Origin of the sequence: Paenibacillus sp. FSL H8-0048 (genome assembly GCF_038002825.1) — a bacterium.
Classification (GTDB): Bacteria; Bacillota; Bacilli; order Paenibacillales; family Paenibacillaceae; genus Paenibacillus_AQ.
In genome coordinates this window covers 3345934-3366481 of the sequence record NZ_JBBODF010000001.1, presented here as the reverse complement: position 1 = coordinate 3366481, position 20548 = coordinate 3345934, and the positions used below count along the sequence as shown (strand labels likewise).

Annotated in this window: 13 protein-coding genes; 8 read left to right on the top strand and 5 right to left on the bottom strand. The window is 52.6% G+C overall.

Going from position 1 to position 20548, the window contains the following annotated elements; all coding sequences use genetic code 11:
* Window positions 1-594: 594 nt before the first annotated feature.
* On the bottom strand, window positions 595-1551 hold the full coding sequence (locus tag NSU18_RS14275) for a D-2-hydroxyacid dehydrogenase (protein WP_341149338.1): 957 nt from the start codon (window positions 1549-1551) through the stop codon (window positions 595-597).
* Between the two features lie 90 nt (window positions 1552-1641).
* On the opposite strand from NSU18_RS14275, the gene thpR reads away from it, so the two are divergent.
* Entirely contained in the window at window positions 1642-2247 is a 606-nt protein-coding gene (gene thpR, locus NSU18_RS14270; protein WP_341149337.1) for an RNA 2',3'-cyclic phosphodiesterase, read from the top strand.
* Between the two features lie 83 nt (window positions 2248-2330).
* Window positions 2331-3233 (top strand): cell wall hydrolase, encoded by a 903-nt coding sequence (locus tag NSU18_RS14265; RefSeq protein ID WP_341149336.1) that lies wholly within the window; start codon window positions 2331-2333, stop codon window positions 3231-3233.
* 185 nt (window positions 3234-3418) lie between these two features.
* On the opposite strand, the gene NSU18_RS14260 is transcribed toward NSU18_RS14265, so the two are convergent.
* Window positions 3419-4615, bottom strand: a complete 1197-nt coding sequence (locus NSU18_RS14260) for an MGDG synthase family glycosyltransferase (RefSeq protein ID WP_341018971.1) — start codon at window positions 4613-4615, stop codon at window positions 3419-3421.
* Window positions 4616-4913: 298 nt separating this feature from the next.
* Between NSU18_RS14260 and NSU18_RS14255 the strand changes: the two genes are divergently transcribed.
* The 5 genes from NSU18_RS14255 (at window position 4914) to NSU18_RS14235 (ending at window position 15328) form a co-directional block, all read left to right on the top strand.
* Window positions 4914-5489 (top strand): TetR/AcrR family transcriptional regulator, encoded by a 576-nt coding sequence (locus tag NSU18_RS14255; protein WP_341018973.1) that lies wholly within the window; start codon window positions 4914-4916, stop codon window positions 5487-5489.
* 234 nt (window positions 5490-5723) lie between these two features.
* Window positions 5724-8078, top strand: a complete 2355-nt coding sequence (locus tag NSU18_RS14250) for a YhgE/Pip domain-containing protein (RefSeq protein ID WP_341149335.1) — start codon at window positions 5724-5726, stop codon at window positions 8076-8078.
* Between the two features lie 375 nt (window positions 8079-8453).
* The gene (gltB, locus tag NSU18_RS14245; RefSeq protein WP_341149334.1) at window positions 8454-13049 is read left to right on the top strand and encodes a glutamate synthase large subunit; all 4596 of its coding nucleotides are present in this window, start codon (window positions 8454-8456) and stop codon (window positions 13047-13049) included.
* Window positions 13050-13620: 571 nt separating this feature from the next.
* Complete coding sequence (locus NSU18_RS14240; protein ID WP_341018979.1) at window positions 13621-14547, top strand: ABC transporter ATP-binding protein; 927 nt, start codon at window positions 13621-13623, stop codon at window positions 14545-14547.
* Window positions 14540-15328, top strand: a complete 789-nt coding sequence (locus NSU18_RS14235; protein WP_341018980.1) for an ABC transporter permease — start codon at window positions 14540-14542, stop codon at window positions 15326-15328. Before NSU18_RS14240 ends, NSU18_RS14235 begins: the two co-directional genes overlap by 8 nt.
* A gap of 271 nt (window positions 15329-15599) precedes the next feature.
* Here the strand turns inward: NSU18_RS14235 and NSU18_RS14230 are convergent, their stop codons facing one another.
* The 3 genes from NSU18_RS14230 to NSU18_RS14220 form a co-directional block, all read right to left on the bottom strand.
* Window positions 15600-17051, bottom strand: coding sequence for an IS1182 family transposase (locus NSU18_RS14230; protein WP_341148496.1), 1452 nt, complete (start codon window positions 17049-17051; stop codon window positions 15600-15602).
* A 100-nt stretch (window positions 17052-17151) separates the two neighbouring features.
* Complete coding sequence (locus NSU18_RS14225; protein WP_341149333.1) at window positions 17152-17529, bottom strand: bactofilin family protein; 378 nt, start codon at window positions 17527-17529, stop codon at window positions 17152-17154.
* A 28-nt stretch (window positions 17530-17557) separates the two neighbouring features.
* Window positions 17558-18790 (bottom strand): M23 family metallopeptidase, encoded by a 1233-nt coding sequence (locus NSU18_RS14220; protein ID WP_341149332.1) that lies wholly within the window; start codon window positions 18788-18790, stop codon window positions 17558-17560.
* 277 nt (window positions 18791-19067) lie between these two features.
* Here NSU18_RS14220 and cls point away from each other — a divergent pair, with 277 nt between their 5' ends.
* Entirely contained in the window at window positions 19068-20498 is a 1431-nt protein-coding gene (gene cls, locus NSU18_RS14215) for a cardiolipin synthase (RefSeq protein ID WP_341149331.1), read from the top strand.
* The last annotated feature ends 50 nt before the right edge of the window (window positions 20499-20548 follow it).

Below are 20548 nucleotides of genomic sequence, written 5' to 3'. Positions count from 1 at the left end.
AGCGGTTGAAATCCGGGAACAAAGGCGGACGCTGCCGCTCCTACAGTTCCAAACTTCTCTTCCGCCACTGCTCCCTAATGAGGAAATTTCAAGTTCAATCTATTTAGGGATGGAAGTATATAAAGAGCCTCTGCTTAGTTCAGCAGAGGCTCTTTATTATGCGTGAATTCGTGAATCGCCGAATCATTGAATGAACTGAATCGCTGAATTGCTGAAATTAGTTGAAAGAGTTGAACGAGCTGAGCATTTATCGACATGTGGTGCTGATGCTGGTGTTGGTGCTAGTGCTGGTACTAGTGCTAATGAGTCCGCTTAGAATCCTGCACAATTTGCAACATTTACCTGATCAATATGAGGTGAATGAGAGATTGTTGCACAAATGTCAGCAATTCTTCTCCAGTTGGCAGATGAGGGAGACAATTCCTGCATTTCATGCAACATTCCGCTCGAATAGCCTAAATTGGCGATACCCGAGTTGCAATATGTGCAACATTTGGCGGCAGGGGAACGTTAAAACTCTAAAATGTGAGCCAACGCGCCAAGACACAGCCCGCCAGCGCACCAGTCCGGCAGCGCCCCCTCCGCGGAACCAGCCTAATACTGACGGCTATAGTCCACCAGATTGCGCGAAGGCTTGCCGGTATCCAGGTAGGCTTTCATGTTCTGCACGAAGATATCGACTACCCGGTCGGCATAGCGGTCGGTTACCCCGGCACAGTGAGGGGTGATGATGACCTGCTCCATGTCCCATAGCGGGTGGTCCTCCGGCAGCGGTTCGGTCTCGAAGACATCCAGGCCCGCTCCGGCCAGCTGGCCGCTGTTCAGTGCAGCGATCAGGTCATCCGTATGAGTGGTCACGCCGCGGCCAATATTAATATAGTATGCCCCCTGCTTGCAGGCGGAGAAGATTTCAGCATCGAACAGGCCGTGGGTTTCGTCGGTGAGCGGCAGCGTGTTGACCACGAAGTCCGCTTCGCGGACGGAGTCCTTCAGCTCCCCGGTAGTGAAGATCTCGTCAAAGCACTCCACCGGCCGGCCGGAGCGGCTGACCCCGATTGTCTTCATCCGGAAGGCTTGGGCGATTCTGGCGGTCTCGCTGCCGATCGCGCCCGTTCCGGCGATGACGATCGTCTTACCGGTCAGCTCGCTCTCCTGCCCGTCCGAGTGCCAGCGGCGGTTCTGCTGATTACGGATGGCCGTATGCATATTACGTGTGAACATCAGCATGAAGCTGAGGATGACGGCAGTAATCGGTTCCGCATGCACGCCGCTGGCGTTCGTCAGCTGAATTTCGCGTTCCTCCAGGGCTTCCAGCGGAAGCTTCTCTACTCCGGCGGACCAGGCTTGTACCCAGCGGAGCGGTGAGCCCTGGCGCAGCACGGTGTCACGGATGCCTTTGCCCCAGCCGATAATAATCTCTGCGCCGGAGAGCAGCTCCAGATCAGGGTTTCTGGAATCCCCCAGGGTAAGTGTGTACTCTGGTGCAGCGGCGCGGATCAGCTCCTGCTGAGCAGAGGAGAGCGGCTGCATACAAACGATGGATTTAGTCATGATGGTTCCCTCCTGTTCTACATTTCAGTAGAGAAATGGACGATAAGTATAGATAAGCATAACAAATCTGCCTGGAAAGGTGAAATTCGCATGAACCATTGGGACCCGGAGCAAGAAGCAGAGCGCCTGTTCGTTGCGGTGCCGTTGCCTGATAGGCTGCTAGAATATTTGAAAAATGAGTCTGCCCATGTGTCGTCCGGACTTAAATTTGCGAGATGGACACATTTCAAAGATTTCCATATTACGCTTCAATTTCTTGGAGATACCCCCAGGGAATCTATTCCAGCTCTCTATGAGGCACTATGGAAGGTAGCGCGCTCAAGTAAAGGCTTTCAATTGAAGCTCGGTGAATGGGGCACCTTCGGTCTTCCGGACTCGCCAAGAGTGCTCTGGGCGGGGGTTTCGGGCGAATTGGAGCCGCTCTTGGAGCTGCAGCAAAAGGTGGTTTCAGCGACCCTTCCCCTAGGATATACTCCTGAGATGCGAACGTACAATCCCCATTTGACTGTGGCCCGCAAATATCGCGGAGAAGATCCGTTTACGCTAGCGCGGCTGGAAAATTTACGGACGGAGAAGCAGCCTTCGGACCAATTACTTCCAGACATAGGCTGGACGGTAGATGCTTTTGTGGTGTATGCTACCAGGATGCATGCCATTCCTATGTATGAAATGACTGAAAAATTTACATTTTTCTAACTATAAAATCGACAAGAAAGTTTTCAAAGCTTCCATTTTCGGTTACATACAATAGGAATGTGCCGTAAAATAGGAGGTAAAACATGTTGATTTTCAAACAGAGCCGCTATATTGCGCTGCTGGTTGGTGTAATCCTAGTGTCTTTCTCAGCGATAAGTTTGATGAACCCCGAAGGAACTGCTGCTACCGGGGAGAATGTAATAGAAATGGGTAAGCTGAAGTCTGCAAGCCATCAACCGGTAGAGCAGCTTATTCCGCAAGCCGCATCCGTCCTGCACAGGACAAGCCATTCAGCCGACAATAGTACACCCATGCTCTACACCACAGCTGCCAAGCCGGTCCATACCTGGACACGCACGGTAAGTGCAGGATGGATAAGTCCCGAGAAGCTGCAGCACAAGAATGCGGCTAAGCCGGCTTCCATTGTGACTAAGCCCAAGGTAACTGTGGTGAAAGCATCGCCGCCAGTGGCGCAAGCGCCCAAAATCGCGGCAACGGGGACGAAGAGTGTGAAATCAAGCAAGACTGTAACTCAGCAACATCCCCCCGCAACATTGTTCTTCTCCCGGACCAAGCTACTACCCAAGGAGCAGCAAGCTGAAGCTACCTGGAGCTACGCCGTATCCGGAGAAGACCTGCATCTGCTGCAAAAAATCGTCATGGCAGAGGCAGAAGGCGAACCGTACAAGGGCAAGGTGGCAGTTGCCAACGTTGTTCTAAACCGGCTGCGGTCAGCCAATTTTCCCGACACTATCAGAGAAGTCATCTATCAGAAAAGGCAGTTCAGTCCTGTGGCCAACGGGCGTCTTAAACGCGTGAAGCCAAATGCGGACAGTATTAAGGCTGTGAACGCAGCGCTTATGGGGGTCAAAGAAGTTACGGATGATACGTATTTTTTCCTGTCGCTGACGCTGGCACAGGACCTTACCGTGCATCATTCACGGACACTTGCCAAGACCATCGGCAATCATACCTTTTATAAATAAAAGACCCGCTGAATTTCAGACGCTATACGTCTATTCTGTTACGGCCATATGGTGTTAACGGCTGAAGCAGGCATACCCGGGGATATCGCTGGCTGCTATATCTTGTCAGCTCCGCACAAAGAGCCTCCAAATCCAAGCGTACTGTTGGATTGGAGGCTCTTTACAGTTCGGGGAGGGTCACCCGCTTAAGGGGTGACATAGACGGCTTCTTCTCCCCGTACCTTGGGCGGAGGGGCGCTCCACGCCTCGGAGAAGACGGCTTCCGCAGCTGGCTTGCCCAGCATCTTAAGAATGGTGGCGGCGCAGTGCTGCGGCTGCTGGAGGTCCGGAGAGGTCTTGCGCTTCTTCGGTCCTCCGAATCCGGCATATTCGCTCAGGAGCATGGAGAACCATTTGTCCACGACGCCCGGCTCCAGCATCTCGGCCAGCCCCAGCTCGACGAAATACTGGCTGTTCTTCTCTTCCTGACCGGGGATGGCGTTGTAAAACAGCATCGGAATACCCTTGGCCTGACCCTCGGTGCAGGTCATTCCGCCGGGCTTCGTGATCAGCAGATCTGAGGCATCCATGAGCTTGTTGATCTCGCTGCTGTAACCGAGAATCCTTACGTTGGGATGGTTCAGCAGGGGATTGGATTGCATTTTGGCTATAGCCTTGTCGTTGCTGCCCATACAGAAAATAAGCTGAATCTCATCGATCCGGGCGGTGAGCGAGTTCATTATATCCTTGCCGAACATCAGGCCCCAGCCGCCGCCCATAATAAGCGCAGTCGGGATATCAGCAAGCCCCAGCTCTTTGCGCAGCTTGGTCTTGCCCTGGGACTCCCAGAATTTCGGATGCACGGGAATCCCGGTCACCGTCACCAGCTCGGAGGGTACGCCGCGTCCTGTAAGAATGGATTTGACCCTTGAGGTCGATACCAGATACCGGTTGGCTTCCGCATTCACCCAGCTACCGTGGGCATCATAATCGGTAATCAGCGTATAGAACGGCACATCAAGACCCTGGCGCTTCAATCTGGAGATGACCGCAGCAGGAATCGGATGAGTGCAGATAATCAGATCCGGCCGCAGCTGCTCAATGACCTGAGAGGCATGGGTATAAAAAATCCGGTGAAGGGCCAGCTTGGTCAACCGGTTCAGTGATTTATGATATTGGGTCTTATACATCATGCCGACCAGCTTCGGCTGGCTGCTGACAGTTTTGCGGTAAGCGGAAAGAATCCAAGGAGCGACCGTAGGATTCAGGAATTTTCCGAGCTCGAAGACCCGGCACTGAACATCAGGGTTCAGCAGTCGTATTCCTTCAGCCAGAGCATAGGCTGCCCCTGTATGGCCCGTGCCGAAGCCTTCCGAAAACAGCAGTACTCTTTTCTTTCGCATAAGTTCACCTGCAACTTTCCATTATAGGTAGGTTTGTTAGATAGCTTCATAAGTCCGTCTGCGGTTACTCGTGTACATGCTTCTCCTAATATTATACTAGGGATTTTGCTTCTTTTCTCACATTATACAAATAAGACGTAAATAGAAAGTTAAAACACTGCAATAAAATAAAAAAAATTAGCAAAAGTATTGCAAAGACATAGGCAAAGTGATAAAGTTGGTCTTGACCGAGTGACCGGATTAGTAAATTGGTCAGAACGGGAGTTATAGACGATCCTTCAGGAAAGGGAGTGTATGAATGGCTGTGGTAGATCGAAGGCAGCAGGTGCTTCAGGCGGCGACGAAGTCTTTTTCATTATTCGGGTATAAAGCAACAACGATGGATCAGGTCGCCAAGATTGCCAATGTCGGCAAAGGGACGATTTACACCTTTTTTACGAACAAGGAACAGTTATTTGATGAAATCCTGCGCGATGTCATCATCGAGATGAAAATGATCGCCGAGCGGGAGATTAGGCGTGATAAGCCGTTTTTTGATAACCTGCACCGTGTGCTGGATGCCCTGCTGGAATTTCGAAGCGAACACGAGCTATTCATCAAGCTGTCCCAGGAGAGTCTGGACTTCGGAACACCGCAGGCTGGTGAAGGGCTCGACAAGATCGAGAGTGTGGTGCTTGAATATCTGGAACGGGAGGTGGAGCAGGCCATTCATCAAGGGGAAATCAAACCCTGCGATCCCCAGATTGTGTCGGTGGTAATGTTCAGGCTATATATCGCGCTTACTGCTGAACTGAGCAAGGTACATGTGCCGCTGACCAAAGAACAGATTAAGCATTACTTTCATCTGTTTTTGGCAGAGGGGCTGTCACAGTAGAAGTTAAGTCCGGTATAGGGATGGCGTTTCGCACTGCTGCGCTTTCCCTGATTGGAATGGATGGGCTGAGACGGATGGTACTGAATTAGGATAGACCCATTTTTTTTTGCTCTTGATTGACCGAATGGGGAAAACAGTCATCCAGTGTTACTGTAACATTCACGAAACTATCATTTCAAAGCAAGTCATCGTATTTTTCAAGAGAGAGCATATGATCATAAGGAGAGAACCAGAATGAAATCTTTATCCGTGTTTATGAAGGATCTTGGTGCGGTATTCAAGAATCCCAAGATGCGTATTTCCATGTTCGCCATTCTATTTATTCCTGTTCTGTACAGCGGATTGTTCCTGAAGGCATTCTGGGACCCTTACGGTAAAATGAACGAGCTTCCGGTAGCGGTTGTCAACCAGGATAAGGGTGCTGATTATGAAGGCACTAAGCTGACCGCCGGAGAGGATCTGGTCACGGAGCTGAAGAAGACGGACGGGTTCAAATGGAATTTCGTCAGCCGGGAGACGGCGGAAGCCGGTCTTAAGGACAATACCTATTATATGGCGATTGTGGTGCCGGAAGACTTCTCGGCCAAGGCAACTACACTGCTGGATGCAGATCCGCAGCCGGCCAAGATTATCTACGAGCCGAATGAAGGCTACAACTTCCTGGCAGGCCAGATCGGCGGCACGGCAGTGAAGGATATCAAGAGCAAGGTATCCGCCAAGATTACGGAAGCTTATACCAGTTCTGTGTTTGATAAAATCACCAAAATTGCAGACGGTCTGGGCGAGGCCGGAGACGGTGCAACCAAGATCGCAGACGGCGCCACCAAGCTGGATGACGGCGCTCTGAAGCTGAAGGACAATCTGGTTGTCCTGACCGAAGGCACCGGCAAGCTGCTGGATGGTGTAGCGCCGCTTACCCAGGGCGTGAGTGATCTTAATAACGGAGCAGCCGCACTCAAAACCGGTACCAGCACGCTGGCCGGAGGTCTGCAGCAGTTATCCGCAGCGCATAAGCAGCTGCAGGAGGGTGTGACGCAGTCGGCAGCGGGCAGCAAGCAGCTGAATGCCGGGCTGCAGAAGACGGCAGCCGGAACAGCTTCGCTGCAGGCTGGAACACAGTCGGCTGTAGCCGGCACCGAGAAGCTGCAGACTGGTACGAAGGCGGTTGTCGACGGCAGCGCGAAGCTTGCGGCCGGATTAACTTCCTCCGCCGAGGGCAGTGCTAAGCTTGAAGCCGGACTTACGGCTTCGAAGGACGGCAGTGCCAAGACAGCAGCCGGAGCCAAGGCTGTAGCAGATGGCCTGCAGGCGCTGGCGAAGTCAAATCCTCAGCTGGCAGCAAGCCCTGAGGTACAGAAGCTGCTTGCAGCAAGCGCAGCAGTAGCTGCGGGCACGGCGCAGCTGGATCAGGGTCAACAGCAGCTCCTGAACGGGGCGGCGGCCTTGAACAGCGGCCAGGAGCAGCTGCTGCAGGGAGCGAATCAGCTGCACAGCGGTACACAGCAGCTGGATGCAGGTGTAGGCCAGCTGCATGACGGAGCGCAGAAGCTCTACGCAGGCAGCACTCAGCTGCTGGATGGCCAGAATCAGCTGGCCGCCGGAGCAGCCGCACTGGAGAACGGCGGCGTGAAGCTGACCGCAGGCATGAAGCAGTTCGGCGCGAAGCTGGACGAAGCTGCAGCGGGCGGCGTGAAGCTGGCAGACGGCGGCAAAGCGCTGGAAGCGGGCACCACGAAGCTGTTGGCTGGAGCAGGCAAGCTGGGCAGCGGTCTTAGCTCGGTAGCCGATGGCTCGAAGAAGCTGAGTGACGGAGCAGGGCAGCTGAAGGATGGCCTGGATGAGCTGAAGACAGGCTCCGGGGAGCTGGCAAGCAAGCTGGGCGATGCGGCAGCGCAGACCAAATCGGTGAACAAGACCGACGGGCTGGTATCGATGTTCGCCCAGCCGGTACAGATCGAAGAAGTGAAGGTGAACAAGGTACCTAACTACGGTACAGGGTTTGCTCCTTACTTCCTGTCCCTCGGATTGTTCGTAGGTGCTCTGATCTGTACGATTGTTATCCCTATGCGTGATTCCGAAGTTATTGGAGCCAGCCGGTTCAACCGGTTCATGAGCCGTACCCTTACGTTCTCCATGATGAGTGTGCTTCAGGCACTGCTGGCTGTCCTGATTGTCTTGTATGGTCTCGGACTTGAAGTACAGAATGTACCCTTGTTCTACGCGTTCTCGTTCATTACCAGCTTGGCCTTCATGTGGATGATTCAAGCTATTGTTACTTGGCTGGATCAGCCGGGCCGCTTTGTAGTCATTCTGATTCTGATCTTCCAGCTGACTACAAGCGCAGGAACCTTCCCGCTGGAGCTGATTCCTAACTGGATGAAGATATTCAATCCGCTGCTGCCGATGACTTACAGTGTCAAAGGCTTCAAGGCAGTAATCTCTACTGGGGACTTTGGCTCCATGTGGGCTGATGCAGGAACACTTGGTGCTTATGGAATAATATTCCTGGCTCTTACCTTCACCTACTTCATGACCCGTGACCGCGGCAATGAAGCTGTGCTGAAAAGTGAACAAGTTTTGACTGTATAAAGCAGCAATATTCTTTGTAAATCATATAAACCAAAAGCGCCTCCTAAGGGGGCGCTTTTGGTTTATTCATAAATATAAATAGCTAAAGGAAGTGCCGTTTTCAGGGCGGGAAAATGATTGAAACGCTTTCAATGCATAAGTGCTTATTCGTCATTTATGCATAATTATACATTCGACAGTTTTTTTACGCTTTTATTCGCTAAAGCTGCACTGCAAAAGCAAATGTTAATCAAGCTCATAAAAAAGTTTAAATTGCGCTCATGTCAGCTCGATGATAAAATAATAACACCAATTCTGCCTGAATAATTATTAAGATTTTCCGCTGAAAAATTTTCCTGGAATTCCGTCTACTTTATAATAGAGAGGTTGCATGTGATGAGACACACTGAACTGCCCGGCAAACAGGGCCTTTATGATCCCCAGTTCGAAAAAGATGCTTGCGGCATGGGATTTGTCGCGCATATTAAAGGCAAGCCGTCCCATGATATTGTCAGCAATGCGCTGACTATGCTCTTCAATATGGAGCACCGGGGAGGCCAGGGAAGCGAGCCGAACTCTGGAGACGGAGCCGGCATTATGCTGCAGATTCCTCACCGGTTCTTTGCGGGAGAAGCCGCGAAGCTGGGCTTTGAGCTTCCGGAGCCGGGCCATTATGGCGTGGGCATGATCTTTCTGTCTCATAATGAGCAGATCCGGGCCAGCCATGAGGCACTTCTCAGCGAGATTATCGCGGAAGAGGGCCAGCAGGTACTTGGTTACCGCGATGTTCCTACCTTTGACGAAATGCTCGGCAAGACGGCCAAGGCTGCGAAGCCATATGTACGCCAGGTCTTTATCGGCCGCTCGGAGGGAATCAAGGACGATCTGTCCTTCGAACGCAAGCTGTATGTGATCCGCAAACGGGCAGAGCTGGCCATCCGTTACGGCGGGGCAGAAGAGGGCGAATCCTTCTATGTGCCGAGTCTTTCCTGCAAGAAAATCGTATACAAAGGCATGCTTACTACTGTACAGGTAGGACAATTCTATCTGGACCTCCAGGAAGAAACGCTGGAATCAGCGATTGCGCTGGTCCACTCCCGCTTCAGCACCAACACCTTCCCGAGCTGGGAACGTGCCCACCCTTACCGCTTCATGATTCACAACGGTGAAATTAACACCCTTCGCGGCAATGTGAACTGGATGCATGCGCGCCAGTCGCTGTTCAAGAGCGAGAACTTCGGAGAAGACATCAGCAAGGTTAAGCCGGTGGTGAATCCGGACGGCTCCGATACAGCCATGTTCGATAATACCTTTGAATTCCTCTACCTGAGCGGACGCTCCCTGCCCCATGTGGCGATGATGATGGTTCCTGAGCCTTGGAGCAATCATGACAGCATGGACGAGAAGAAGAAAGCCTTTTATGAATACCATAGCACCCTGATGGAACCGTGGGACGGGCCTGCCGCAATGGGCTTCACCGACGGTGTGCAAATCGGGGCCATCCTCGACCGCAACGGCCTGCGTCCTGCGCGTTACTATGTCACCAAAGATGATCTGATTATTCTCTCCTCTGAAGCGGGTGTCCTCGACATTCCGGCAGAAGATGTTCTATACAAAGACCGGCTGAGACCGGGCCGCATGCTGCTCGTGGATACGAAGCAGGGCCGGATTATCTCGGACGAAGAGGTAAAAGCCGAAATCGCCTCCGAGCAGCCTTATCAAGAGTGGCTGGATGAGCATCTGATCGGCCTCGATCAGCTCCCGGATGCACCGGAGCTGCCGAATCCGAAGCATGATAATGTGCAGCAGCTGCAGCAGTCCTTCGGCTATACCTTCGAGGATCTGCGCAAGGTGCTGGAGCCCATGGCCTCCACAGGCGCCGAAGCTGTCGGCTCCATGGGATACGATTCACCGCTGGCGGTGCTGTCTGACCGCCCGCAGCGTCTCTACAATTACTTCAAGCAGATGTTCGCTCAGGTTACTAACCCGCCAATTGACGCCATCCGTGAAGAGCTGGTAACGTCCACAGCGACTACGATCGGACCTGAACGCAACCTGCTGAAGGCAGAACCCGAGAGCTGCCGGCAGATCTCGCTGGATTCTCCGATTCTCTCGAACGAGGATTTCGCCAAAATCCGTCATGTCCGCCGTGCGGGCTTCAAGTCGATGTCCATTCCGATTCTCTTCCCGGCCGAGCTGGGGGCAGAGGGACTGCGAATTGCGCTTGACCGGATGAATGAGGCGGCAGACCGCGTCATGGGCAAGGGCCATAATATTCTTATTCTGTCCGACCGGGGTGTAGACCGCGAGAATGCGGCAATTCCGGCGCTACTGGCAGTTTCCAGCCTGCATCACCATCTGATCCGCTCGGGAACCCGCACCAAGGTCAGCATTCTGCTGGAATCCGGCGAACCGCGTGAGGTTCATCATTATGCGCTTCTCCTGGGTTATGGTGTAAGTGCGGTCAATCCTTACCTGGCCTTCGAGAGTCTCGATGACATGATCAGCCAAGGCCTGCTCCGCGGAATCTCGCATGAGAAGGCTGTGAAGAACTATATCAAGGCAGCTACGAAGAGCGTGGTCAAAATTCTGTCCAAAATGGGAATCTCCACGATTCAGTCCTATCGCGGGGCACAGATTTTTGAAGCAGTCGGGCTGAATTCGGAGTTCGTAGACCGTTACTTCACCTGGACGCCTTCGCGTATCGGCGGGATTGGCCTTGCGGAAGTGGCCCAAGAAGCGCTTGCCAGTCATTACCGCGCCTTCACCGACAAAGACGGCAACGATATGGTGCTGGATTCGGGTGGTGAATACCAGTGGCGCAGTGACGGGGAAGAGCATCTGTTCAACCCGCAGACCATTCATCTGCTTCAGCACTCCGTGCGCAGCGGTGATTATGAGATGTATAAGAAGTATGCGGCGCTCGTTCAGGGTGAAAGCGAGAAGCACCAGACGCTGCGCTCGATGCTGCAGTTCAAGAGCGTAGGTGCTCCGGTAGCGCTGGATGAGGTAGAACCGGCTGAATCGATCATGAAACGCTTCAAGACCGGTGCCATGTCCTTCGGCTCAATCAGCAAGGAAGCGCATGAGACGCTGGCCATTGCCATGAACCGTATCGGCGGCAAGAGCAATACCGGTGAAGGCGGAGAAGATCCGGCGCGCTTCCTTACCGACGCGAACGGCGATTCCCGCCGCAGTGCGATCAAGCAGGTCGCTTCGGGGCGCTTCGGCGTTACCTCGAATTATCTGGTGAATGCCGACGAGATTCAGATCAAGATGGCACAGGGCGCGAAGCCGGGTGAAGGCGGACAGCTTCCGGGCCGCAAGGTCTATCCATGGGTAGCAGAAGTCCGTGGTTCAACGGCAGGTGTGGGACTGATCTCCCCTCCGCCGCATCATGATATCTATTCCATTGAGGATTTGGCTGAGCTGATCTATGATCTGAAGAATGCCAATCCGCGTGCAAGTATTAACGTGAAGCTCGTCTCTGAGGTTGGCGTAGGCACCATCGCCGCAGGTGTGGCGAAGGGCCGCGCTGATATTATCCTGATCAGCGGTTACGATGGCGGTACCGGCGCTTCGCCAATGAACTCCATCCGTCATGCCGGACTGCCTTGGGAGCTGGGCCTCGCGGAGACCCATCAGACGCTGATGCTGAACAATCTGCGCGACCGTGTCGTGCTTGAGACGGACGGCAAGATGCTCAGCGGGCGCGACCTCGCGGTAGCCGTTCTGCTGGGTGCTGAAGAATACGGCTTCGCTACTGCACCGCTGGTAGCCGTGGGCTGTATCATGATGCGTGTATGCCAGATGGATACTTGTCCGGTAGGCGTAGCTACCCAGAACCCTGAGCTTCGCAAGAACTTCATGGGTGATCCGCAGCATGTGGTGAACTTCATGACCTTCGTGGCACAGGACCTGCGCGAGATTATGGCAGAGCTGGGCTTCCGGACGATTGAAGAGATGGTCGGCCGTACCGATTGCCTGGATGCGGTTAAGGCATCCACACATTGGAAGAAGAAGGGCGTCGATCTGAGCAGCCTTCTGCACATTCCGGCTATGCCGGAAGGAAGCACACGCTTCCGCAGCAAATTCCAGAACCACGGTCTGGAAGAGACCCTGGATATGACCCATCTGCTGGATATTGCTGCACCTGCGCTGGAATCCGGTGCGGCAGTGGAAGCTTCCCTGCCGATCACGAACGTGAACCGTGCCGTGGGTACGATTCTCGGCAGTGAGCTGACGCGTAAATACGGCGCAGCCGGATTGCCGGACGATACGATCCGGCTGCATTTCACCGGATCAGCGGGACAGAGTCTGGGCGCTTTCGTGCCGAAGGGCATTACCATTACCGTTGAAGGCGACTCGAATGACTATGTCGGCAAAGGGCTGTCCGGAGGCAAGCTGATTATCCGGCCTTCGCGCAAGGCAACCTTCGCGGCAGAAGAGAATATCATCATCGGAAATACGGCGCTGTACGGAGCGACCGGCGGCGAAGCTTACGTAAGCGGCATTGCCGGTGAACGGTTCGCTGTCCGTAACTCCGGGGCGAGTGTAGTTGTTGAGGGCGTGGGCGACCACGGCTGCGAATACATGACTGGCGGCCGTGTCGTTGTACTGGGTACAACGGGCCGTAACTTTGCAGCAGGAATGTCGGGCGGTATCGCTTATGTATACGATCCTGACAACACCTTCATCAAACGCTGTAACCTGGAGATGGTGCTGCTGGAGCGTGTAGAGGAAGCGGACGAAATCGCTGAGCTGCATGCTATGATTAGCCGCCATACCGAGCTTACAGAGAGTAATGCAGGCCGGGCGATTCTGGATTCATGGGATGAGGCTCTGCCGAGATTTGCCCGTGTCATTCCTAAGGATTACAAACGGATGCTGGAGCAGATCCGTAAGGTGGAGAGCAGCGGCCTGACTGGCGAAGCTGCACTGATGGCTGCTTTTGAAGCGAATATGCGTGAGCTTGCGCGTGTTGGCGGTTAAATGTTCTACATTTCATAATTGATGTGCTTCAGCATTGACGGAGCGCATTGTCAATTTAAGAGGCCACCCCTTTCCCGCATGGAAGAGGTGGCCTCTTAGGTTTTTGTTACAGGAAATTAGGGTCTCGTCTGATGGTGATAAAGTATGCATCGAATGGTGGAGGATACATGCTCCTTCAAACCCGAGAATTATGATCGGTTTTTCGATTACATTTGGTCCACACGCCACCATCAAGCGTAATGTAATCGGTTTTTCGATTACATTTGCTCACACGAGGGCGATGGCCCGAATGTATGCGAAAAACAGTACACATTGAGCTATCCCGTTCACCCTTAAGGGGGATTTTGTGCCAAGCCGTTTCAACTGGCTTTCACTGCATTTCTTTCCTAATTTCAGGGAAAAGGGAAGGTGTGGTAAAATATATAAATGGTTGAAAATGGGTTGTTGATGCACTGATAAGGTTAATAATAGCTTGAACATCTACATTAGCTTCTCTTCAGTTCTGCTATGACTATACCTTATCTTAAAGCACAAGCCGTTTCACACCAAACCGACGAAAGGAAGTGAAGTTATGCCGAATACGGCAGAAGTGGTGAAGCCCGTAGCCAGCCTGATGGGGGTCACCAAAAAGATCGGCTCCAAAACGCTGATCAGCGACTTGACACTCGACATTCCACCCGGGCAAATCTTCGGATTCCTCGGGCCGAACGGAGCCGGTAAGACCACTACCATCCGTATGATGGTAGGACTGATCTCCATTAGCCGCGGGGATATCCTGATCTGCGGACGAAGCATCAAAGACCATTTTGAAGAGGCCATAGCCAATGTGGGGGCCATCGTAGAGAATCCCGAAATGTACAAGTTCCTTACCGGATACCAGAATCTTCGCCAGTATGCCCGCATGGTGCCCGGCGTGACCAAAGAGCGCATCAATGAAGTAGTGCAGCTGGTCGGCCTCAGCCAGCGGATTAATGACCGGGTCAAGACCTATTCCTTAGGGATGCGCCAGCGGCTGGGGGTGGCCCAGGCTCTGCTGCACCGGCCGAAGCTGCTGATTCTGGATGAGCCGACCAACGGACTGGACCCGCAGGGTATCCGCGAGCTGCGTGATTATCTGCGCGAGCTGTGCAGGGCCGAGGGGACAACCGTGTTTGTCTCCAGTCACCTGCTGTCGGAGATGGAGCTGATGTGCGATAGTGTGGCGATTATCCAGAACGGCCGCCTGATCGATGTGAAGCAGCTTAAGACCGTCGGGGATGCGGCGGTACCGGTGAGCCAGACGTTCTTCGAGTTAGATAATCCTGAGGCTGCACTGGCGCAGATCGGCCAAGGCGTGATCATGGAAGGCGGAATAGCGGTAGAGGCGGGCCGGGAAGAGATTGCCGAGCTCAATGCCAAGCTGGTAGCTGCCGGGATTAAGGTCTACAGCATCAAGGCGCTGTCCCGTTCGCTCGAAGATCAATTCTTGGAAATTACAGGAGGTGAAGGCATTGGGTGAGTTCGCTTCTCTCATACATAATGAGAATATCAAAATATTCAGACGTCTGCGGACATGGATTATGCTGATTCTGCTGGCACTGATGAGCGCACTGTTTCCGGCGCTAATTCATTTCACCACGAACGGAAGTAATGTAGTCGGGTTGTGGGACAGCTTCCGGACCACCGTAGCCATAGCATTTTTCCTGAATACCATCTTCACAGCCTTAGTGGCTGCCGACTCCGTAGCGGGCGAATTCACCTGGGGAACGATTAAGCTGCTGCTGATCCGCCCTTGGAGCCGCTCCAAGATTCTGCTCTCGAAATATATTTCGCTGGTCATCTTCAGCCTTGTCAGCACGGGTGTGCTGATCCTATTCGGCTATGGCTCCGCCTTCATTTTCTCTTCCCGGGATGCAGGGATTACGGGGGATATGGTGATGGGCTGGGGGCAGGGAGAATATGTCTTCATGCTGGTTCTGTGCAGCTACATTGAGCTGTTCCTGACAGCAGCCATTGCCTTCATGATCTCCAGCGTGTTCCGTTCCAGTGGGCTGGCGATTGTCCTGTCGCTGTCGATCATGTTCACCAAGGATATCTTTATCGCCATCTTCAACCCTGACCGCTATGAGTGGGCGAACTATCTGATTTTTGCCCATATGAATCTTAGCAATTATGTGGTGTCGGATACCGGTCCCGGGGGAGCGACGCTGGGGTTCGCGATTGCCGTCCTGGCTGCGTATTATGTTATTTTCATGGCGGTATCATGGATTGTGTTCCGTAAAAGAGACGTAGCAGCGTAAGTGCAGGATAGGGCTGGCTAGTGTATCCATACAGGCTGAGAGCTTACGGCTCATGCGCCCTCCAGTTTACTCTGCTTGCTCTCTCTGCGCTTGCCTGAAGTCTTCTTGGCAGTGACCGTATGCAGCCCGCCCGCTGTCTCAGAGGCCACTGAATAACTTACGATTTTTTTAAAAAGTACGAAAAAGCGGTAATGAAAAGACGGCTATCCTCCCAATGCTATGGGAGAATAGCCGTCTTTTCATGTATTTCCTCTTATTTTAATCTTGTCATTTACTCTGTCAGTTTCAATATTCGCTTCAGATTAACGGCGAATATCGCCATAGCACCTTGCAGTTGCATCCCTAAAAGACCTGAGGACGACGCTACATCGTACCCGTGTCGATGTTTCAGTTCACTGTTCTTCGCTTCAATTTTGTATCGTTCTTTCGCCTTGGTTTTAAAGTACTCCTTTTCCTGAAATTCAGCTTGTTCGGAGTGCTCGTCCGACAGCATGGTTACAGCGTACGTCTTGCTGGCTCCACCGTTGTAACACCCTTCCTTAAAAGGGCAACTCTTGCACTTTTCTACATCAAAGTAGTATACTTCCCTTTGATTTTTTCCGCCTTCTTTCTTCCTTCCTTGTTTGGCTTTCCGAATCGCCATATGGCCCGCCTTACATACGTACATTCCTGCATCTTTGTTAAACTCGAATTCATCTTCTTTCTTACGTCCGCCTTGTGTGATTTGCGGATTCAATTTTGCAATTAATTCAATATTGTTATGTTTGCTGTAAGCGATATTGTCTTTTTCTGAGTATGCCCTATCGCCAATCACCGTCTTCACGTCCATGCCCGCCATTTTGCTTTTCTCTATGAGCGTCTGTAGTTGCTTGCCGTCATTCTTCTCTCCAGTCGTGATTATGGCAGCTGTAATGATTCGTTCCTCGGTCATAGCGAGGTGCGTTTTGTAGCCAAAGAACGACGTGTCCGCGCTCTTGTGACCGACACGCGCATCTTGATCTTCTGAAATGCGTAGCTGTTCCACATTATCGCTTGTAGTTTCTTTGAGCAGATTTAGCGGTTCCGTAATTTTTGGCAATTGGGCAATTTCAAGTTGCGTCTCGACGGCCTTGGCAAGCTTCTCACAATATTCGATCTCTTCTTCGAGCGTATCGACTACGTTCTTGACGGGAAGTTTCTCTTTCAGGGATTCGTCTATAGAATAAATCGCTTTTCGTAACTTCCGGGAACGATCTTGCAAAATCTCTCTCGGAGATTTCTGATTGTAACGGGCTTTCGTATGCGTAGCGTCAACAATAATGGAATGGCTCTGAATAATATTCAACTGGATGGCCAGTTCTACCGTCTTACCAATAAGCATGTCTAACAGATCCATGTCCTTCAGCCGCAGTTTGCGGAATTTCGTCAGGGAGCTTGGGTCGATTACCGAATCTTCTGGTGCCATGCCAAGGAAAAATTTGAACGAGAGGTCATACTTCGAACGCTCGACAATATCGACGTCAGACAATTCAAAGATCGCTTTCAGAAGCAAGTATTTAAACATGCGAATAGGATCAATAGCGTTGCGTCCATTGTCCAAACAGTATTTTTCTTCCAGTTCTTCGTATATGAAAGTGAAGTCCACCCGTTCGTTAATTTGACGGAGCACATTGTCCTTCGGCACGACGATGTCATACAGTGCCGCATAAGGACTCAGAACCAAAGTTTGCTGTTGCCGAATCATCCGCACTCACCCGCTTTCATGATAATTCCATTATACTAAAAAAAGGTACAGCCTCTTCAATTTTATTGAAGGACTATACCTTTTTATATGTTGGACTTTTTCAGTGGCCTCCTGTCTCAGGGGCGGGCTGTTCGGTCATGACCACAGCCCCGCTGAGCAGGCTGCCTTCCGTAATGCTCAGGGAACCGGCGGCAATGTTACCATGCAGCTGTCCCGTTCCGGTGAGAATCAGCTTCCGCTGGGCGATTACGTCTCCATAGACCTTGCCGGCGATGATGATCTCCTGCGCTTCAATGCTGGAGTGGACGGTGCCGTGCTCACCGACCGTTACAGTACCCTCACATAGAATCTCCCCGCTGAAATTCCCTTCAATCCGCAGGTTCGTATCGCAATGCACTTTCCCCTCAAGCGTGCCGCCATGTCCGATCAGCGAGTCGGTTGACCTCAGCGAAGCACGTGGTTGACGTCTGTTCCACATTCCTGCATTCCTCCTTATATTCTTGAACCTATAAAGGCTTAACATAATTGAGCGGATTCACCGGCTTGTTCTGCTTCACGACCTGAAAATGCAAATGGGGGCCCGTGCTGCGTCCGGTGCTGCCCAGCATGCCGATCTGCTCCCCTTTGCCGACCCGCTCACCGGGGGTGACTATCATCTGGTTCAAATGCATGTACCAGGTCTCCAGTCCATTGTCATGCTTGATGATGATGTATTTGCCCCGGGCTCCCATTTGTTCTGCAGAGGTAACCACGCCGCCCAGTGCCGCGTATACTGCATCTCCGATATTTCCCGCAATATCAATCCCGGAATGATAAGCAGAGACCCCTTTGAAAGGATCAGAGCGGTAGCCGAAGCTGGAGGTGATGACCTTGGAGCCGGTAGGCCACATCACGGCCCTTGCCAGCCGGGCTTGCTTCTCCTGGGCTTGTTTGGCCTGAAACTCTGCTCTTGTTTTGTGTGCCTCCTCGGCCTGTGTAATCGTGCTTGAGATACTGTTAATCATCTCATCCATAATGCTGTGGATTTCCTCGAAGTCGTCCTTGGTTTCCTCAACCAGCCGCTGAGGATCATTCTCGTAAACGGCGACATATTCACCGCCGACCTGTGGATTCGCAGGCAGGCTCAGTGCGGTGGCAGCAGCCCGGATACGGAAATTGACGGCAGGCGATACGGCGGCAGAGAGAGCTTCCGGCTGTTCCCGGATGAACGGGCCGGCGCTTAACCTGCTGACCTTGCCATAGCTTCCGGCAGCGGCCGCGGCTCCGGTATCAGACAAATCCGCCACCACCGGCTGGCTGCCTTTGAAGGAAGCTGCTGAGGTTGACGTATCCGCACTAGAACCGCTGCCGGCAGCAGAAGAGGTGGTTTCTTTGTTGATCAGTGATTGCAGCTGCTCTTCCAGCTCAGTCACACTCTTCAGCTTGTCTTTAATGCTCTCCGCTTCCTCTGAGAGCTCGCTTACCTGGCCGCGCAGCTGCTGTAATGCCTGATCCTTATCAGCAACCTTCAGCTCCATGCGGATATTGGTCAGCGATAAGGCGGCCGCTTCGGCCTCCAGCTCTGCGATGGACCGGGAAGCATGGATATGCATAGAGGTGACCAGACTGGAGAGGGACAGAGCGGCTGCGGCAGGCAGCGCCAGAGCGAAGGGCTTTGACATCTGGAGCTGCTTCACAGGCCGTCCGGCCTCACGCATAACGAGCAGCGTAATCTTTTTCTGACTTGGCTGACTCTTCATAACGTCTCCTTACTGCGGCCATGGCAGCCGCTTGGTATGAACTGACTGAAATCATCTGTCGGGGTATAGGGGGCTTATCCGATTCGTCCTACTACTCTATGTATTCCATAACTAAGGTGAACATGACAACGGTTTACTTGAATAAAGAAGGAGAGTTAAGGCAAAACCTGTAGTAAGTGCAGGCTTCTGCCACGGCAGATTCCTCATGAAAGTTAGCAAGTGCTGTCTATGCCCGCAGAGATAATAAGAGTTCATTCAGTTGATCAGGAGGCCCGGAATGAGGATATTTGCCGTTATCTTATGTCTTTTTATTGTGCAGCTTGCCATTATTACCGCTTCCGAATTCCGCCGTCCGCAGCGGGCGCTTGCCTGGATATGTATTACCTTCTGCTGTCCGCCGCTGGGCCTGCTGTTCTACTATTTCCTGGGACGCGATTACTGGCAGAGCCGTAAGCTTGGCAACCGGTGCGTCTCCCTGCTGCGGGAAATCCGTATTCATGTTACCGGCAAGATTCATAAGGTCAAGCAGGCGGAGGATACCGGCAACCCCGGATTTGAACACCGCTCAGGGCTGCTGCACCTGTTCTCTGGACTGGCGGACAGTCCGGTTACAAGCCACAACCGGTGTGAAGTGTTGTCCAGTGCAGAGGCAGCGTATAAGTCCATGCTGGAGGTGATGGAAGGTGCGCAGGAGCATATCCACATGGAATTTTATATTTTCCGGGAGGACGGGATCGGCCGGCAGTTCCAGGAGCTGATGATCCGCAAGGTACGCCAGGGGGTGAGGGTACGCCTGCTGTGCGATGGACTGGGAAGCCATAAACTAAGCCGGGGCTTTGTGAATACACTGAAGAATGCGGGAGTGCAGGTGTATTTTTTTCTGCCTCCGCTGACTGCACTGCCGGACCGCCGCTTCAACTACCGCAATCACCGGAAGATCCTGGTGGTGGACGGACTGACCGGATTCACAGGAGGCATGAACATAGGCGATGATTACCTGGGCAAAAATCCGAAAATGGGCTACTGGCGGGATACGCATCTGCGCCTTGAAGGGGATGCCGTCTATCAGCTGCAGTATGTGTTTCTCAAGGACTGGCGGCTGGCGGCCGGTGATATTATCAGCCATCCGCGCTTCTTCCCGGATCATAGCTGTAGCAGAAGGGATGCCATACAGATTGTCGCCAGCGGACCGGATGCGGCTGTCGATGCCACCCAGGAGATGTATTTCGCTTCTATCTGCGCCGCAAGGCAGCGGATCTGGATGACCTCGCCGTATTTCATCCCCGACCCTGCGATAAGCAGGGCGCTGAAGAATGCGGTGCTTAGCGGAGTGGACGTAAGGATCATTATCCCGGCTAAACCGGATAACAAGCTGGTCTATTATGCCACGCTGTCGTATCTGGAGAATCTGCAGGACGCCGGCGTGAAATTTTACCGCTATACCAGAGGGTTCATGCATGCCAAGGTAATGATTATCGACAGCCTGCTGGCCACCGTCGGCAGTGCCAATCTGGACATGCGCAGCTTCTATTCCAACTTCGAGCTGACGGCGGTGCTGCTCCGTCCAGAGATTATTTCAGAGCTGGCAGAGGATTTCAGCAGAGATCTGGAGCAGAGTGAATTCATCGATCCGAAAAAGTTCCGGGAGCGCAGCCATAATGTCAAACGCATAGAAAGTCTGTGTCAGCTCTTATCGCCGCTATTATGACAGAAAAGATGGCGGAAGCATCGATTATCGAAGGTTATATCAATTTATAT

What these genes read in the sequence shown, in the direction of transcription:
- NSU18_RS14275 (WP_341149338.1), bottom strand. Translation starts at nt 1,551, where the DNA reads ATGACTAAATCCATCGTTTGTATGCAGCCGCTCTCCTCTGCTCAGCAG.
- thpR (WP_341149337.1), top strand. Translation starts at nt 1,642, where the DNA reads ATGAACCATTGGGACCCGGAGCAAGAAGCAGAGCGCCTGTTCGTTGCG.
- NSU18_RS14265 (WP_341149336.1), top strand. Translation starts at nt 2,331, where the DNA reads ATGTTGATTTTCAAACAGAGCCGCTATATTGCGCTGCTGGTTGGTGTA.
- NSU18_RS14260 (WP_341018971.1), bottom strand. Translation starts at nt 4,615, where the DNA reads ATGCGAAAGAAAAGAGTACTGCTGTTTTCGGAAGGCTTCGGCACGGGC.
- NSU18_RS14255 (WP_341018973.1), top strand. Translation starts at nt 4,914, where the DNA reads ATGGCTGTGGTAGATCGAAGGCAGCAGGTGCTTCAGGCGGCGACGAAG.
- NSU18_RS14250 (WP_341149335.1), top strand. Translation starts at nt 5,724, where the DNA reads ATGAAATCTTTATCCGTGTTTATGAAGGATCTTGGTGCGGTATTCAAG.
- gltB (WP_341149334.1), top strand. Translation starts at nt 8,454, where the DNA reads ATGAGACACACTGAACTGCCCGGCAAACAGGGCCTTTATGATCCCCAG.
- NSU18_RS14240 (WP_341018979.1), top strand. Translation starts at nt 13,621, where the DNA reads ATGCCGAATACGGCAGAAGTGGTGAAGCCCGTAGCCAGCCTGATGGGG.
- NSU18_RS14230 (WP_341148496.1), bottom strand. Translation starts at nt 17,051, where the DNA reads ATGATTCGGCAACAGCAAACTTTGGTTCTGAGTCCTTATGCGGCACTG.
- NSU18_RS14225 (WP_341149333.1), bottom strand. Translation starts at nt 17,529, where the DNA reads ATGTGGAACAGACGTCAACCACGTGCTTCGCTGAGGTCAACCGACTCG.
- NSU18_RS14220 (WP_341149332.1), bottom strand. Translation starts at nt 18,790, where the DNA reads ATGAAGAGTCAGCCAAGTCAGAAAAAGATTACGCTGCTCGTTATGCGT.
- cls (WP_341149331.1), top strand. Translation starts at nt 19,068, where the DNA reads ATGAGGATATTTGCCGTTATCTTATGTCTTTTTATTGTGCAGCTTGCC.